The 16,796-nt window shown below is 32.7% G+C and carries 18 protein-coding genes; 7 read left to right on the top strand and 11 right to left on the bottom strand.

The genetic code is table 11. The features are described from left to right. Window positions 1-624: 624 nt before the first annotated feature. Both NFRAN_RS03520 and NFRAN_RS03515 read right to left on the bottom strand, forming a co-directional pair. A complete protein-coding gene (locus NFRAN_RS03520; RefSeq protein WP_134483109.1) occupies window positions 625-894 on the bottom strand; it encodes a hypothetical protein in 270 nt (89 codons plus the stop codon). A gap of 156 nt (window positions 895-1,050) precedes the next feature. Next, entirely contained in the window at window positions 1,051-1,557 is a 507-nt protein-coding gene (locus NFRAN_RS03515) for a winged helix-turn-helix transcriptional regulator (protein ID WP_134483108.1), read from the bottom strand. A 186-nt stretch (window positions 1,558-1,743) separates the two neighbouring features. On the opposite strand from NFRAN_RS03515, the gene NFRAN_RS03510 reads away from it, so the two are divergent. After that, a complete protein-coding gene (locus NFRAN_RS03510; RefSeq protein WP_134483107.1) occupies window positions 1,744-2,013 on the top strand; it encodes a winged helix-turn-helix domain-containing protein in 270 nt (89 codons plus the stop codon). 139 nt (window positions 2,014-2,152) lie between these two features. Here NFRAN_RS03510 and NFRAN_RS03505 read toward each other — a convergent pair whose 3' ends face one another. The 5 genes from NFRAN_RS03505 to NFRAN_RS03485 all read right to left on the bottom strand — a co-directional run bounded on the left by NFRAN_RS03505 (window position 2,153) and on the right by NFRAN_RS03485 (window position 4,948). Next, entirely contained in the window at window positions 2,153-2,494 is a 342-nt protein-coding gene (locus tag NFRAN_RS03505) for a hypothetical protein (RefSeq protein ID WP_134483106.1), read from the bottom strand. Window positions 2,495-2,578: 84 nt separating this feature from the next. Then, window positions 2,579-2,926: a hypothetical protein gene (locus NFRAN_RS03500; protein ID WP_172602084.1), complete on the bottom strand. Its 348-nt coding sequence runs from the start codon at window positions 2,924-2,926 to the stop codon at window positions 2,579-2,581. Between the two features lie 407 nt (window positions 2,927-3,333). Next, window positions 3,334-3,603 carry a hypothetical protein gene (locus NFRAN_RS03495; RefSeq protein ID WP_134483104.1) on the bottom strand — a complete coding sequence of 90 codons (270 nt, stop codon included), beginning with the start codon at window positions 3,601-3,603 and terminating at the stop codon, window positions 3,334-3,336. Between the two features lie 115 nt (window positions 3,604-3,718). Continuing rightward, window positions 3,719-4,132 (bottom strand): hypothetical protein, encoded by a 414-nt coding sequence (locus NFRAN_RS03490; protein ID WP_134483103.1) that lies wholly within the window; start codon window positions 4,130-4,132, stop codon window positions 3,719-3,721. Window positions 4,133-4,378: 246 nt separating this feature from the next. Then, window positions 4,379-4,948, bottom strand: coding sequence for a hypothetical protein (locus tag NFRAN_RS03485; protein WP_134483102.1), 570 nt, complete (start codon window positions 4,946-4,948; stop codon window positions 4,379-4,381). Window positions 4,949-5,293: 345 nt separating this feature from the next. On the opposite strand from NFRAN_RS03485, the gene NFRAN_RS03480 reads away from it, so the two are divergent. Together NFRAN_RS03480 and NFRAN_RS03475 are read left to right on the top strand one after the other, a co-directional pair. After that, entirely contained in the window at window positions 5,294-5,518 is a 225-nt protein-coding gene (locus NFRAN_RS03480; protein ID WP_134483101.1) for a hypothetical protein, read from the top strand. Window positions 5,519-5,672: 154 nt separating this feature from the next. Further along, a complete protein-coding gene (locus NFRAN_RS03475; RefSeq protein WP_134483100.1) occupies window positions 5,673-6,833 on the top strand; it encodes a UDP-3-O-(3-hydroxymyristoyl)glucosamine N-acyltransferase in 1,161 nt (386 codons plus the stop codon). 190 nt (window positions 6,834-7,023) lie between these two features. On the opposite strand, the gene NFRAN_RS03470 is transcribed toward NFRAN_RS03475, so the two are convergent. Then, window positions 7,024-7,494 carry an MgtC/SapB family protein gene (locus NFRAN_RS03470; protein ID WP_134483099.1) on the bottom strand — a complete coding sequence of 157 codons (471 nt, stop codon included), beginning with the start codon at window positions 7,492-7,494 and terminating at the stop codon, window positions 7,024-7,026. A gap of 221 nt (window positions 7,495-7,715) precedes the next feature. Between NFRAN_RS03470 and NFRAN_RS03465 the strand changes: the two genes are divergently transcribed. Beyond that, on the top strand, window positions 7,716-8,135 hold the full coding sequence (locus NFRAN_RS03465; protein WP_145988002.1) for a hypothetical protein: 420 nt from the start codon (window positions 7,716-7,718) through the stop codon (window positions 8,133-8,135). A gap of 140 nt (window positions 8,136-8,275) precedes the next feature. Here the strand turns inward: NFRAN_RS03465 and NFRAN_RS03460 are convergent, their stop codons facing one another. Then, on the bottom strand, window positions 8,276-8,788 hold the full coding sequence (locus tag NFRAN_RS03460) for an HNH endonuclease (RefSeq protein ID WP_134483097.1): 513 nt from the start codon (window positions 8,786-8,788) through the stop codon (window positions 8,276-8,278). Between the two features lie 656 nt (window positions 8,789-9,444). Beyond that, window positions 9,445-10,029, bottom strand: a complete 585-nt coding sequence (locus NFRAN_RS03455) for a hypothetical protein (protein WP_134483096.1) — start codon at window positions 10,027-10,029, stop codon at window positions 9,445-9,447. A gap of 1,007 nt (window positions 10,030-11,036) precedes the next feature. On the opposite strand from NFRAN_RS03455, the gene NFRAN_RS03450 reads away from it, so the two are divergent. The 3 genes from NFRAN_RS03450 (at window position 11,037) to NFRAN_RS03440 (ending at window position 15,083) form a co-directional block, all read left to right on the top strand. After that, window positions 11,037-11,384: a hypothetical protein gene (locus NFRAN_RS03450; protein WP_145988001.1), complete on the top strand. Its 348-nt coding sequence runs from the start codon at window positions 11,037-11,039 to the stop codon at window positions 11,382-11,384. Window positions 11,385-12,001: 617 nt separating this feature from the next. Continuing rightward, entirely contained in the window at window positions 12,002-13,171 is a 1,170-nt protein-coding gene (locus tag NFRAN_RS03445) for a response regulator (RefSeq protein ID WP_134483094.1), read from the top strand. A 202-nt stretch (window positions 13,172-13,373) separates the two neighbouring features. Next, on the top strand, window positions 13,374-15,083 hold the full coding sequence (locus NFRAN_RS03440; RefSeq protein ID WP_134483093.1) for an ATP-binding protein: 1,710 nt from the start codon (window positions 13,374-13,376) through the stop codon (window positions 15,081-15,083). A gap of 911 nt (window positions 15,084-15,994) precedes the next feature. Here the strand turns inward: NFRAN_RS03440 and NFRAN_RS03435 are convergent. After that, entirely contained in the window at window positions 15,995-16,339 is a 345-nt protein-coding gene (locus NFRAN_RS03435) for a hypothetical protein (protein ID WP_134483092.1), read from the bottom strand. Between the last annotated feature and the right edge of the window lie 457 nt (window positions 16,340-16,796).

Genomic DNA, 16,796 nt, shown 5'->3' with positions numbered 1-16,796 from the left:
TACCTATTCTACCATCATAAACGAAAAATAAGGTATATCGACTGGTAGAAATTGTCATGGGAACGATTGTATAAGCTGGCGTGGATATGCTCGCACGATATTCTATAACTTGATTGCTTTTATATTTTCTTCCGACGATATAAGATAAAGATGAAAAGAACGATTTTGTAATGATGATAAATACCTTAATTCATGTTACGAGAACAACATATTTACAAGTCAGTCATACGGTTTGTGGTATTGGTTTAGTTGTATTAGGAAATTGGATTAGTGGTTTATCTTTAAATAGCAACACTTGAGACGTGGTAATTAGTCAACAATAACCCCTTTTGTTATCGTTCTCAGGTCGTTGAAGGCCAGAACTATCTTACAATATCTTGTGTGGTAAGCATGTCGACTATCAAAAAAAGATGAACTATTGATGAATTCTGTATGATGTATACAGTTCATTACTCTATTGTGAGATCGTCGAAGTTGGTCATCATAGATAAATGTGCTAATAATATCGAGTATAGGTTTTATCTGTCTAAGATATGGCAATACCTTTCAAACTACTTTTTAGAATAAATCACTTTTTTGCATATAGAGGATTTTTGACTTTGGAAAACTTAAAACAAAAAAAATTTATTGTTGGCCTAATGCCAAGTTACCTAATTGGTTTTGCAACTGTAAGTTCAGATTATTTCCACAGATCAATGAGAAGTCTCCAGATACACATTGTGAGTTCTGCTCGCTAGCTTGACCTTGTTCGATTTCTTGTTCTGCGTCATTGTGTTTCTTCTTTCCACCAGCGTATGCATAGTTATCACCTAGGGCTACTACTGAACCAATTAAGACTGCTGCAATAAACATTGCAAATACTCCGACCTTATAGTTTTTTGTTATGTTGCTCATTCTAATCGAAATGTATAATCGAAATTAATTATATCATAGTTTGGAAACTTGTTACTTGATTTTTATTTTGTAATTGGTTAACGGTATTGAATTACAGTAAATAATTCTATTAGTTTTTCTGAAGCGGTCTATGACAAAAGAACAAAACTGAAATGGTCACTTGTTCGGAAATGTATGATCAAAACTTAATCGCTTGGTATACTCCGTTATTGTTTCCTTTGTCTCGGGTAATGAAAATACTTCATCCAATCTTCTTGGTTTTTTATCCTCAAATACATATTCAGAATACCACTTTGATCCAAAAGCAGTTAGCATCAATAAAATTGGTAAAATGTCCTTACCTTTTTCGGTCAAGCTCCAAAGAATCATGGTTTGTTCTCTTTTAATTTGAGTACTGCGAATGATCCCTTCTTTTTCGAGTTCTCTAAGGCGCATTGATAATACCCTTGGGGTTAGACCTGGAATTGACTCAAGAATTCGATTAAATCTGTTTATCTTTAAAAAACCAATGTCTCTTATAATAAGCATAGTCCACTTTTTCCCCAATACTCCCAAGGTTGTTCGGATGGGACAATTAATTATCTTGATTTGCGGTTTTACTATACATTCACTATCGTATCCACCGTTTTCTTTGATCTCTAAATCATCATTTTTGTGAAACAACTATATTTTTATTTCCTTGCTTGTTCTTATAATATATTTTGTATATCTCATGTATTTTATAGTAGGTAATTATTAAGGAATAATCTGATGTCTCTATAAATAATATCAAAAGTCAATATAATTGCAATAGCTAATTGGAATTATCAATTGTATCGGTTATATACTAGTGATGTATATAGAGTATATATGAAATATAGAAGCCGAACCGAAATCGTAGCTATGATATTAGATGCAGCAAATGGTGGTGCAACCAAGACAAAAATAATGTACAAGGCTTTTCTTAGCTATGCACAATTAAAGGAATATCTTTCGGTATTGATTGAAAATGATCTCATCGAATACATGGAAGGATCAGAGTACAAAACGACTCAAAAGGGTCTAATGTTCTTAAAGATGAATAACGAAATCGAGGAATTGCTTGCAACTCCTACACGCAATTATAAAACAACAAGCTGACCATTATATCATTTTTAATCTCATAGTTTTTCTTATCTTCTTCTCTGATCTTTGTAACCAAAATCTAGTCTATTAGCAAATCGTATCCACAGCCTTTTGTTTTAATGACCATGCCGTCCCTCTGGACAAAAATAATTGGTTAATCTTCTTGTTTGACGTTGGATGTTTTTATGGAGATATGCGCTGTATGATTGCTTTCTGATTTTCGCTCTATACGCCTACAAAGCATCTTAAATGAATCAAGGCAATCCATTTCTATCATGCCAGCCAAGTGGGTAATTGTGGGATCATAATTATTGATTACATAAAACTCGTTTATTCTTGTTTCAATAATTGTGTTTTCGTCTTTGAGATTGTCCGTGGCCGATTTGTTTATGACTCTAACAGATGATGACAATTCCTTTTCGGTATCTGAAGATAATGGATATTTTTGGGATTGAAAAGATTTTTGAATTAGAGTACAGAGATCAGATGTTTTCAACTGTAATATTGTATGAATTTCATTATATTTTATATGTTTGATTTCTTGAAAAAATTTGATTTCTTACGGATTAAAAAAATGAGATTATTGTTGGGCTAATGCATTATTTCCGCTGTTTACTTGATTTTGGAAGTTAAAGTTATTACCAGAACCTATGCTATCGCCACCTGACACTACTTGACTATTTTGACTTGAGGATTGTGATTGTCCAATAGCTTGTGATGCTCTGTTACCTCCATCGTCATCATCGTCATCATCGTCATCACGGTCCTTGAAGTATTTTTTACACCATTTGCTACTGTGATCGTCTCTGCATTCATCCCAATCATCATACTTTTGCTTTGCTAAGGCGTCGCCAACACCCGAAATCCCTGGTCCCATTATCAAAATCGTTGCTAATACAGCTACCATTAGTACTGCAGTCTTTTTCATATTATTTGACCTGTACATTTTGCTTTCTATTTATTTTGCAATAATATACGATATAATAATTTTTTAAGATCCTTATGATATTTAGTTCTACACGATAAATTTAGAATAGTTTTACAGAATGTTTATTTATTAGCCTTTAATGTGAGGGAATAAATAATGTCTCATCATCGTTACTTGTAGCTTTTGTTAATGATTGTTTAGGTATTAGATCAAGATTAAATAAAAGTCAAAGTTGAATGGATTAACACTTTTGCAAGACAATATTTTGCATAACAGCCTAAGTGATCAAGGGAAACTGAAACCCCGTAGAAATTAGCTTTCAAGATACCAATATTTCTTAGCACTAGTTAGGATAAGGCTTCAAATTAACTACAATCTTTAGAACTATGATTTGGGAAAAAATATGGTTATTGTTGGGCTAATGCATTCTGCCCGTCGTTAAGGTTTAGCGAAAAGTCGAGATTGTTGCCTGATGCGGTGCTGGTTCCATTCTCGGATAGCACTGAACTAGATTGACCTGAAGATTCCTCTTGTGAGAGACCTTGTGCAGCCGAATCCGATTTCTTATATGCAAAGACAATTTGGTCATTCAAGCCTACTACAAGTGATCCTGCAACCAAAAATGCAGAAATAGCAATTACTGCCATAAATATTGGTGATTTATTCTCTTTAGACATTTTGCAATTAACTCTAAACGACACTTTAGATATTTGACTTTTTGAACTAAAAAAGATAAGATTTTTCTCAACTAAATCCTAGGATGTTCTTTATAATTAAGATGTCTACAACTTTTTATCTGTTTTTGGCAGCTTTGTATATTCCTAATCCCAATATTGCGTATCCTATAATTATGATGCCTATGAACTGCGGTAAAGGTGGAGTTACTATTTTGAATCCTTCAAGATTGTTCGTAAGCTGGGGTGTTACAAAAGTGGATACCAAAACCGATGTACCAATCAAAGCTCCTCCTACGATCAGAAGGGTAGCCAAAGTCTTTGAGTAAATCTTCCATCCAACTATGAATGAAATTATAAAAAGAACAATGGATAATCCTCCAAATAAAAGGCCCCTGTCTTTGGATGTAAGAGGTAAAAATCCTGGTTCTTTGATGAGCATCGAAGTCAATACATCAATAAAATAAATTAATAACAATGCTAAACCTACAGCAGCGATAATTTGAGCTGTCCTGCTTCTGACGGAATGCATATAGTATGTTATTACCAAACTATATTAATTATCATGGAATGCTTCGCTGAGGATTGAGAAATTGAACTCATTTTACTGAGCACATCGAACTTTGTTACTTCTCTTAATTGAAAGGGGGTTGGGTTAAAGAGACTCTATTGTCTTCTGTTCGTTGTAGATATTCAAAATATGCTAAAATTTGTAAAGAAAATGACAAAAAACCTAAACTTAAGTTAGGTCTATCAAAAACTAATGGGTTATAAATGATTATAGTGTATTTGTACTTTCTTTTTCAATGGTTTCGTAAACTCTTACGTTCCTTTTCCCTATTTCCGCAAATTGTCTTGTTTGCTCCTTTGTATTGTTTATTACATTCTTGACTAGTTCTACATTTGAAAATGCAATGTTGTTCATTATTCTGCTAACTGCGACACTATTTTCAGCGTAATTGTTGGCGATCTTTGAATAGATTTCGGGGAGTCTATTGAACAAGTTTTGGTTGTTCAGCATTTGATTATTTGCACTTTCGATATAAGGCGTGAAAATGGATTGAAATGAATCAATTGCTTGTTTTTGATAATCTAAGTAGCTTTCTGCAATGTCTCTTGTTGCCTGTACTACTTGTTCCTGTACTTCATTTATTGATTGAGTATAACGAGGAATCTGATTTCTTGCTTCTGTAATATTTTTTTCAATGCTTTTCTTGGATTCATCAAACACTTGATTTAGTGCGTGAGTGGTTTCTTCGATTGATCTACTAATAAATTGATTATTATTTCGAAGATTTTGATTAACGTTATCTTTTATGGTTGTCTCTTTTTTATCTTGTTTTGACATTACACATAGTTAACCATGCTAATATATAAACATTGGTAAATTTCGGTAAGTATTACCATTCAAATCCTGTATTTGGCCACGACGGGTTGAATTGCCAATAATTATTTGAATTTTAGAATGAAAAAGATAATCTTTTTCATTGATGATTATAATATTGCGATGGACAAATATGGACGTGGTTACCTCTCAAATACGACCTGGTCCATTCTTAACGGTAGGGGATATTGGTATTGTTGTGGTACAATGGAAAATATTTCCAAAAAATGTACAGATTCTATATTATTGGCAAAAATAAGATAAGATTGATAGAATAAGTTTTTGTGCGCTTGTAGTATATAGTATAATGTGTCTGAAATCAATAATTTTACATACAAGACACATTTTAGGCAAGTACCTGGATTCGGTCTTACGGCTGTGGTTCCAAAAGAGTGGTTGAACAAACGAGTGAAATTTGAATTTGCAGAAAAGGAGTTCGAAACTTACGTCATGTATCGTGGCAAGCGCTCTATCATTCGATTAGAACAAAAAACCCTTAGCGGCGGACCAGTAACAATCAAACTGCTAGACTGAATACCAACTTTTTGGTCCTATTGAATTATCTTCATTTTTGCAATTTATTCCTCATGACCGATGAAAAATCATGTCTAACCGTCAGTAGTAGTGATGATTATGCCATTTGAATATTTTAGAAAACAATTATATTAAAAGAATCTAGACTTTTTCTATGGTTCAATGGACAGTTGAATCACTATTGCTTACCCTTGTTGATTCAAATTATTCAGTTGAAGGTCCTAAATCCCTGATACACTCAAAATCAGAAAAGGGTGTCTCTTCCTTGCATAATGGAACATCAACTGACGTTACATTCTGTCAAGCAGAAGCCAAAGTATCATCAGAAGAATCTCAAGATTCTGCCTCTGATATTCATTCTAATGCTATTACTACTCCTACTGACAATGCTAGCAATGGTGGTTGTAATGGTAATCATGATCATGCTGATATTGATGTTAAACTTGACAATGATAATAAGAAGGGCACTTTAGCCATTGCTGGGTCAAATGCTGGTGTTATTCTTTGTAAAAAAAGCATGATAGGACGTATTCATCCCAACAAGAAAAAGAATCAGGTCCTTGTATTTGTAGATAATCCACGATTTGAATTTACCAGAATTGCAAAAAGGATTACCCGTAGTACTAACTTAGAATCCAACAAAGTAATAGTGGGAGGTGTAATATCTCCCACAGCCACAATAGCTGATTCAGCAAAAATAGGTAGAGATTGTTATATTGGAGACCATGTTGTCATTGGCAAAGATTGCATAATAGGAGACAACACAATGATTGAATCCAAAGTAAATCTACAAAATTGTATAGTAGGTGATGGCTGCATAATTCAACCAAACACCACAATAGGCTATGATGGTTTTGCTTTTGAAAGATGCCCTGATACACTGGAACTTGAAAAGTTTCCTCATTACGGCAAGGTAATTATAGAAAACGATGTTGAAATATATGCTAACTGTTCAATTGCACGCGGCTCTCTATCTGATACAGTAATAGGACAGGGTACAAAGATAGACGCACTATGTCATGTTGCTCACAATGTAAGCATTGGTAAAAATACTGAATTAACTGCAGGTACAATAATAGGAGGAAGTACCACAATAGGCAATAACTGTTGGTTTGGATTAAACAGCACTGTGAAAAATAAATTAAAAATAGGAAACAAGGTTATTGTTGGTTCTGGTAGTTCGGTTATAAACAATATTGATGATGAGGATATAGTTGCAGGTGTTCCAGCCAAATCGATAAAAAATAAGATAACTATAAACAAGGAGAAACTATTCTTGATGGCTGGACAGGCCGAGCACGATGTAGTCCAGTAGTTTGGTAGGAAGACTCCGAAGAAGATACAACTTTGACCTTTTTTTGTAACCACAATTCTGTCAAGCGGTTTTCAGAGGACCTTTATGTGAATTCATAATTTTCCCAATTCTTTTATTATAATTGAATAATCTACAGTCGTTCGATAAGACAAACCGTAACTTGAGTACAGTATACTTATTAATTGCGTTACTACTCTTTGTTCATATCTTCTTCACGCCTTTTTCCCACCTTGGGAATACGTGGAACTATAAGAGCAAAGGCTATTGAAACTATGGCTATAAAGTAAAAATTAAACCCTATTGCCATTCCTATTGCAGCCGAAAACCATATGCTAGCAGCTGTAGTTAAATTAACTATTTTTTTATTCGGAGTTTCGGACTCTTTACTATCAAACAATTCGCCCTTTAGGATTACTCCTGCCCCTAAGAATCCTATTCCTGTCACGATCTGAGCGGCAATTCTTGATGTAGAATTCGGATCGACCAAGGCCGAAATATATGTAAAAATCATTGAACCTCCTATAACGAAACAATGAGTTCCAATCCCTGAGGCCTTACCTTTTGCTTCTCTTTCTGCACCAATCAATATTCCTGCAACTAGGGATAGACCCATATTCAAAACAAAATCAACCTCGTTTATGCTGAATATCCCAGTAACCATTTTATCCACTTATAGTATTCATGATGACTTATAATGTAACCTATTTGGCACTACGAAAACACTTTGGAAACTAAAGTTATTGATTAATCTGTGTCTCTCTCTCTTACGACTTGACAGTTTTGTGGTTGAAATATTAATAATCTGAAAACAATTCAACGCATTCATATATGCGGAAAATACCAACAACAAGCTTTTATCATCTACCAACACATCAAAATTTTATGGATTTCAAGAGTTCAAAAAATGAATATCTCAAATATACTGATGTACTTCATTGCGCTTTTGCCTATTATAGAGATGCAATAAGAAGGGAAATTAAGAACGAACGTGAGAATCGTAACAACTTCGCATTGATCGATTTTTTGGAGAGAATAGAAAAATTACTGAACAAGACTAAGGATTATTATATTCAACACATCGGTAACATAATTAAGCCTGATAACGATCCAGTTAAACATCCTAATATTGGCATACTCAGGAGCGTCCTTTTTGTATATAACAAAGATCTTGAACGTTGTACGGATTTATTGAATCATAATTACAATTTGTATCCGATGGGGGAGGGCTCTATTAAGGAAAGGTATGAAATAACAAAGGAACTATTAAACTGGATAGTTCAAAAACCTTCTTCTACCAAATAAGTAAGTAACTATTTTTGTTAAATCTTCTTTACTGATTCAAATAATTTGATGATTTTCATAGTTTGACTTGCAAGTTGTTCCTACATGGTAGGAATTCACAAGATGTCTTATTTTAGCCGTAATATAGTGTACAATTTAAGCTATTTAGTCAGGCCTCTAGTTCTTATTGCATGGCAATTAGGACACAAAGCCTGACAATTCCTTTCTCTATTATCTGATCTATTACCATTCTTGTGATGAAAATCAACTGCGGTAAGAATCCTTCGGCAGTGATCACATCTATAGTTCTGTTTCTTAAGAACATTATTTTTGATTGTCCGGGAAAAGCCTTTCCTAGGTTTTGACTGGTTTTCTTTTAACTTTCTATGATATTTGATTATTGCTAGACCCGCTACCGTAATCATCATGGTAGTAAATACAAATAAAATGACATTTTTTTGACGAATTTCATGTATTTCAGAACCTATGAAGTTCAAAAACAGGCCAATTGTATTTGACGAATATGGACTTGAGTGTGAGAATTCTTGCACTAATTGTGAGCCACCAAAATGAGCCTGTCCATTACAGAAATCTTGTCGCGAACTTGAACTACCTATATCTTCATCCTTATTTACTTTGACTGAATCTTCGACATACTCGACATATTGATTCATTATATTAGAAAGTTCTGATTTAAAGCAATAGCTTTCAAAGAAAAAGATGTTGATACCATAATCTGATATGGATTTCGAGATAAATACTATAATAAGGATACTCAATATGATATAAAAAATAGTATGCTTGGTTAGTTTCATTTTTGTGCTATGGTATATACATATAAACATAGGTTATCATTCTTATTATTGATTTATGATGTAAATTAACAGTAGAATGTTAATAGCAAAAGGTTAGGAAATTATTCATACAATATTCCTCTATACAATATCTATACAGTTGCTGATTTTCTCATTCTTTTATTTATAGTCTGTTATTTACCAATTTTGTATAGATCTTATGTATATTTTCTTAGATTTAGACTAGTGGTTATTTTTAGAAAGACTTTAGTAGTAAAATTGTGGCAATAAGGTTTCTTATTTTTTGTTGACATATTAAAAAATAAATCTTTAATTTACTATTTTATCACAGTAGAATGAAAAAAGAATTATTACTAGATCACCAAATTCAAGTACTCTAAATTCTTATATTTGAAAATCGTTTTAGTGATTATAGATACATTATCAGACAGAGTATTTAATACAACAAAGCACGAAATAAAAAATTTTTAGATTTAACTGTAGTATTTTCTTTGCCTATTTCATCTATATGGCTTCTATGGCTCTTCAGGGGAAACTCCTTGGCTTATGCTAAGTGTATTTATGATTTCACATACATGGGTTTCATTTGCTTCTATAGATCCAGTGGCTTGTAGGAATGTGTCCAGTTCATTGAATTGGCCGGTACAATCCCCATTTGTCTCAGTGAGGACATCAACTATTGCATTTTCTCCAAGTTGGTTTTCTATTTCCATAGTATCAAAGGTTACTTCGGTCACTGAATAGTTTCCTGGCAAAACAGAGATTATTGTACCGTTTGAAGATCCCTGAAAACTAGTGCTCTCTGATTGCTCTGACGACACTTCCAAGGTAAATTGCCCTGAATCTACATTTGCCAGGACAAATTGGCAGACTGATTTATCGCTGGGAAGACCCAAAGATGAATCACATTTAACAGTCTTGGTTATATTAATCGAAGACATTTCTGTATTGGTTGACTCAGGATCCTGGGGCCCTCTCTTGGTTTCAGTCGTAGCATTAGTTTGACCGAATGCCTCCAAATTTATCTGTGTAAAACCAGCTATTGATAAAGTACTTGATAAGAAACAGGCTGCAGTAACTAAGGTTAATAATTTGATCAACTATAACTGCTTATGTCAAGGACTAATTAATATTTAATTGATAAACATACAGATATTGGCTCCTTCATTAAAGTAGTTTAGTTTATTTTGAATTATTAACTCCCGGTTATCTCAATTCGCTATAAACGAATGTTGAAAAATTAAAACTTCTCAGATATTCGCATTTTTATCTGCTTTTACATCTTTCACACTTTCGCTACCATCCAAAAACCGCTTTAGATTTTCTCGTAAGTGGACGTATATTTAGGAACACCACATTCCTTTTCTATAGGACAATTATTTTTTATCATAAATTCCGTATATCCATTTTGATGATGTTTCGAAGGAAATTTGGTGGGAAAAGGACCAGGATAATCTTGTTATATCGCTTCTGTCAATTATATTGAAATCGTGTTTATAAATTAAAATTAATTTACCAATTATTATTCGAGTAAATTTTTAGTCGTAGTAGCTAATTTAGAAAATATCATCCGTAAGAGTACAGATACTAATACTCACACTAGCCAACAGTTTTCAATGTCAGGAATCTATTCTTTTAATTTTAAAAATGTATTATCCTAAAATGATGGATTGAAAATCTCAAGGGGAATGGTGGAAATTCTTTAAAGCGATCTGTACCTATCAGCAGATAGATTTGTGTCATTAATATATCACTCCTTGTTCATTTTGGAAAGATCTTTGACATGGTTGTATGAAAATGCTTGCATTTACAGCTCGCATAAAGAAATCAAATAAATTGTACATGTCATGATACAATACAGTTTACAACAATCATTCAATATTGTTTTCAAAGGATGAAGATTGGGATTCTTGCTACTAAATTCGGTTAATTGTTGAACTTTATCTATATTTTGTTGAATAGCAAATTCTTTAATAAACAAGTTTAGAACACATCTGAAGTGTAACTGTAATGAGATGCTTGTCTAACCTTGAATATAATTTATTTGACTACGTGTGAAACATTGATTACCACTCATTTTTAAATAGTAAAGAAGTTACCACAATTAATGCGAAAATCAGGATTTCTCCTGTCTATTATTTGTGCTGTGTTGTTGCTTACAGTCGTCATGAATTATTCGGTCTCCTATTCTTCAACTCCTGACCCTCTTTCTCCATCTGATTTAGATAATATTCAATTATCTTCAAATTTAAACCAGTCTAATGGCTCTGCAGTGGAAAAACTTGCCCTCGCACTGCAACAGGACAAGGATAATGGTGACGAAAATGGTGGTGAAAACTGGGATGATGCTATCGACGACCTTAGTGAAGAAATGGGAATTCCTGTAGATGATGAAATAGAAGGTGCATTACTGGAGATAACAGAGATTCATCTGGACAATATGTCAAACGATTAGAATTCTATTTATGATTGTTGACAAATACTTTCTATTTTCATCTCTAAGGTCGGATATTAAGTTTGTAATAAAAATTTTCATACCTGATTATCGTAGAGATTCTTAAATTATACTGCACTTTGATTTATATTCTATAAAAAATAGAACGAGTTAACGATTTGCTTATGAAATCGACCTCAAATATTTAGTAATTAAGGTTTGATTAGCCCCTCAGTACTCTTTTTTCAATAGTTTTTCGGAAAGAGTAGTAGATAACTAATACAGGAAATCTAGGTAAATCATAGCCTCTAAGTTGAGCAAAAAATCATATCTTATTTAGTGTTTATGTTTAATATTAAGAAGATTTTATGATTCGATTTTCCTAGGTTATTTTTGTGTTTACTAATATTAATTTATTTTTTAAAAACATTTCGAACAAATAAAATTATATTCGAAAGAGTTATATACGCTAATTGTGTAATATTGCCAATGTCAAACAATATCATGCGATTGTGTGATATATTACCACTGTACCAAAGGCCACCTGATTTCTCATCCACAAGAGCTAATGTTCTGTTTGTACATGATTTTGAATCTTTGATATTTAGTCTTTATCTCTTTTATGGAAGGAATCACAAATGAACACCCCTAACTTTGAGTCACCGTTATATTATAATAACATGATGAGAAGAAATGATTTAGATTATCGTGATTTTAATCCGTCACTTTTGGAGGCAAATCAAATCACATTCTTAAATTGTACTCACAAATACTGTATCTGCTTTGTGGACATTATCGATTCAACGAAAAACACAAATGATATGATACATTCCGATATGATTCAAGGATATTATTCAATTTTTCTTAATACTATGTCATCTATAATTAGGGCTCATAATGGAAGAGTGGTCAAAAATGCTGGCGATGGATTGTTGTATTATTTTCCAAGGACTGTAAATGTTGACAATGTGTCAGCATTTAGGGATGTCCTTGAATGTGGTCTAATCATGATTGAAGAAAATAAATCTCTGAATGATAACCTTAAAAGTCAGGGACTATCAGAGGCCAATTATAGAATTAGCGCAAATTATGGTAAGGTTGAGTTGGCAATTTCTTTAAACTCCCAAACTGTTGATCTTTTTGGACCTCCTGTCAATGTTTGCTCGAAAATTAATCGCTTTGCTTCATCCAATCAAATGATTATACACCAAGATTTTCTGCAAATCATAAGAAATACTCCCATTTTCAATGAATATTATTTCAAAATGATTGATTGTTACAACGGCTATGACGATCTGGAACAAAAACCTTTGTTTCAAGCATACTCTGTTCATCGGATAGAGGAAGGCAGAAAGATGACAAAGATCGATCATAACAAAGAAAAAAAATACTTTGAAAAACAACTTGACCAAGAAAATCCTTCAAACTCTGACTTTAACATCTTATTGATCGACGATGATGAGGACATTTTGTTTGCATTCAAATCTATACTCTTGGGGGAAGGTTACCATGTAACCGCTTTTTCTAGTTCAACTCATGCACTTGGTCACTTTTCAGACAATAATCCTTACTTTTACAATCTCGTCATTATGGATATTAGAATGCCTGAAATGAATGGAATAAAACTGTACTCACAACTAAAAATTCTAAATCCTGATATCAAAGTACTATTCCTATCCGCACTTAACGCATTAGAGGAAGTCCTAAGTATATTCCCTGAAATAAAGCGTGACGAAATTGTTCGAAAACCAATAGAACCTGAGATCTTACTTTCAAACATCAGATCAATACTACGAAACCCAAAGTAAGAATTGGTTTGTGGTGTTTCAAAAATGCTCATCACAGTTTTGATAAATTGTATTGGTTGTTGCCAAGATCTTTCCAATCCTGCTTTTATCGAAATTGCCAGATGCATTTTATTACATAAGAGCATCAATAAATTTTCCTTTGTCCATCATTACTTGTTATCATTACGGACTTTGGGTTCATATGCTATCTTAAGCGAGTTGAATGTCTGACGTGATGAATAATGGTTCTCTAGATCTTTATTTGATAGAGAAATGCTACAAATTTCTAGAAATATTTTCAAACAAAATATTTCTAAAGTATACTCTAATCCCGTCTATTCTTCTTATATTACTTGCCGTAATTTCTGCTGATCCATATTTATGGTTAGGCTCAGAGTTACATCACTTTTACATAGAATTATTTGCAGTTATCCTTTCTGGTGTTATAGCCTTCTACTACATTCTACATGCACGTAACCTAAATGATAAATTCAGTCTCTTTATTGGAATAGGTTTCGCGGTAAGTGCATCTATCGACCTACTTCACGTCGCTGTCTCATATGGATTAATGGAACATGTTGATTTCTTGAAATATTTCATTCCACAAACTTGGTTTGCTGGGAGAATATTTCTAAGTAGCATGTTATTGGTCGCAATTGCAAAGTATTCTTTTTTGTTCCCAGATGAGCTAGTAACGCACAAAGTTGATACTAAAGCAAGTAAAACTGATAATAATACAAATACAAAATCATTTCTGGACAATGACCGAAAGAAGAAGTATGAAGAGAAACTACAAAAGAATTTGATCATTTATTTGATCCTTCTGGCTGCCATAGCAGGATCCATAGCCGGAGTCTCATTCATAATGATTTTTCCTGCAAGCGTTGTAGATGAATATTCTATTCATAGGCCATATGAAATTCCTCCACTTGTCATTTTTTTGCTAGCCTTGTTCTTTTTTTATAAAAAGAAGTTGTATTTGAAAAAAGACGTTATTTATAAAGGAATTTTGCTTTATCTTGTTATAGATATTTTTTCACAAATAATAATGTCATACTCGATACAATCTTTTGACACTGCCCATAATGTGGCCCACGTATTAAAGGATTTGGGATACTTTGTAAATATAATTGCGTTAGCGATTTCTGGTATCCGATTTACCCTTAACCTGAAGGAAAGAAACGAGTTGATTCAGAAGCAATATGAGAAGATCAAAGAATCAGAAAAGCTGAAAGACGAATTCATAAATATAGCAGCTCATGAATTACGAACACCTATCCAGCCTATTTTAGCTCTTTCCATTTTTCTCTACAAAAAGAATGGTAATATAGATGAGTATAAGGAACATCTTGAGATAATCATTAAGAATTCTAAGAGACTTCAAAAATTATCTGAGGAAATATTGGATGCTGCCAGAATCGAGAGTCGTACTTTAAGCTTAAATCTAGAAAAATTCGATATTATTCCAGTTTTACACACAATGATTAGAGATTATACAAATCAAATAGGTGACACCAACGTTACCATAGATCTATATTATGAAAACGTACAAATTGATCTAAATAAGGGCGTGAACGGCTCAAAACATAGTTTGGTTGTTTATGCCGATAAAGATAGGATTCATCAGGTACTATCAAATATTTTGATAAATGCAATAAAATTTACTGAAAAAGGCAATATCGAAGTCGGCGTAAAAAGAGGAGAGGACCGAATATTTATCAGAGTGAGGGATTCAGGTGAGGGAATAAACAAGAATGTTTTGTCTAGGCTCTTTAATAAATTTAATACCAGCTCTCCGTCAGGAACAGGACTTGGTCTATATATCTGTAGAAACATAATAGAAGCTCATGGTGGGAGAATATGGGCAGAAAATAATAAAGAGAGTAAGGGTGCTACATTTACATTTACTTTGCCAAACATTCCTCAGAAATAGATTTTTTGTTCTTTTATTTTATTTTATTTTAGATCGTTTCGAATTGTAAGAATTTTTTAATTACAAGTCTGAATTATCTAGAGGTCATAAAATAAATCTATAGTTTCTAAAGTAAGAACCTTGAAATAGGTTATTGAGTAGGTTTCCAGTAAATCGTAATGATGTTGCCACACATTTTACATTCGATTGTATGAGGAAATGTGTCCCTATCCGGATATTTGGCTAACTTCCTGTGGTCCGGGTCTGGGGGAGAAGCAGAGTAGGATTCCCCGCATTTTGGGCATGTTATCAAAACCATAATTATAGTGCTACTTGATCATATGTAAAGTTTATTGAGACTAAAAAAGCACTTATAATGATTTTTTTAATTGGAATTTTTTGGATCCTATCAATTTTAGATCATATGAAAATCTTTAGCTCGAACTAGAAAGATAGTGGTATCTTAGGTAATATCATTTTTTTGAAGAAAAATTCAAGCAAAAAATAATTTGTTAAATATTTTCATTGCTATGATAATAATTATTTTGATAAAGCTTCTTCTCTTCTACTAGGATTTCGGTGATTCGTGATATATCTCTTATATAAGATTTGTAAGGGAATATTCATGTTTTTTATACGACAAGTAATCAAATCTTCGGTCATCTGTATTGACTTAAAAAACCTTATTCATTCTCTATAGATAGATACCACTCTATGTTTGACTACTACTACTCCAAAATCATTGATAAAACCATATCAGGGTGATCCATGAATAATCTATATTTAATAATCGTTGTTCAGGTATTAGTGATGTCAGTTACGGGCATTTCACAACTAAAAAAAGGTTTGTTTTGGGCTATGAGGTAGTTCTTTTGATACATTTCCTCCTATACACTTTCCTGAGATTTGGGACGGTTAGTAGATTGACCGCACTAATTTCCTTCGTTAGATAGGTCCCAAATTAGATTGTTTGAGTTGTCTGAAATTTGTATCAGTTCATCATACAATTGATTCAAGAGGTCGTGAGCTTCAGCAGTGTTTCCGTTGTCAATAGCTGTCTGAGTATCGTTTACTATTGATTTCATTGTTTCAATCGAGTCTTCTAGTTCAAAAAATGTATCACTTGCCTCACTTGTTGTATTTCCTATGTTTATTTCCGAAGTTGATTGTCCAATCGCAGATCCATAGCCATTGAGCATCAGTAGGAATCCCAGTGTAGTGGCTAAAGTGAGTCCAAATATGGCGTAAATTTTTTTTGAAATGATATTGTGATTCATTCGGTTTTGTATATCTTGATCGTTAGGGTTTTTAAATATTCAGTCTCAACTTTTGTGAGTTCATACAAATTATTTTAAAAACAACAAGAATGATGAAATTCACATCCATCCCGTCCAAGTATTTTTCTTATACGAATAATGGCTAACTTTTTTCAATTTTCTATCATTATCTTATTGAAGTCTTGAGCAAATAGACAAGATTAACCGAAATGTTTTGGTTTCAAATTATATTTTATATATAATTCCATTCACTGGAACATTTATATTGTTAGTAAAATAATATATGGAATAAAGATAGAATTTCTATGAATATTGATACTCTTTTGGGTATGATACAGAAATTAATAGCAAGCATTTGATTGCCTTACTTAACACTATAAAAAAATATTAGAATAATTTTATCTACGATTGTTATTGAACAATATTGCGGTTAATTTGAATAAAGTTTAAATATTGA

This window comes from Candidatus Nitrosocosmicus franklandus, from assembly GCF_900696045.1.
Taxonomy (GTDB): Archaea; Thermoproteota; Nitrososphaeria; order Nitrososphaerales; family Nitrososphaeraceae; genus Nitrosocosmicus; species Nitrosocosmicus franklandus_A.
Note: the sequence above shows the minus strand (reverse complement) of the source record. Positions and strands in the feature narration are given on the sequence as shown.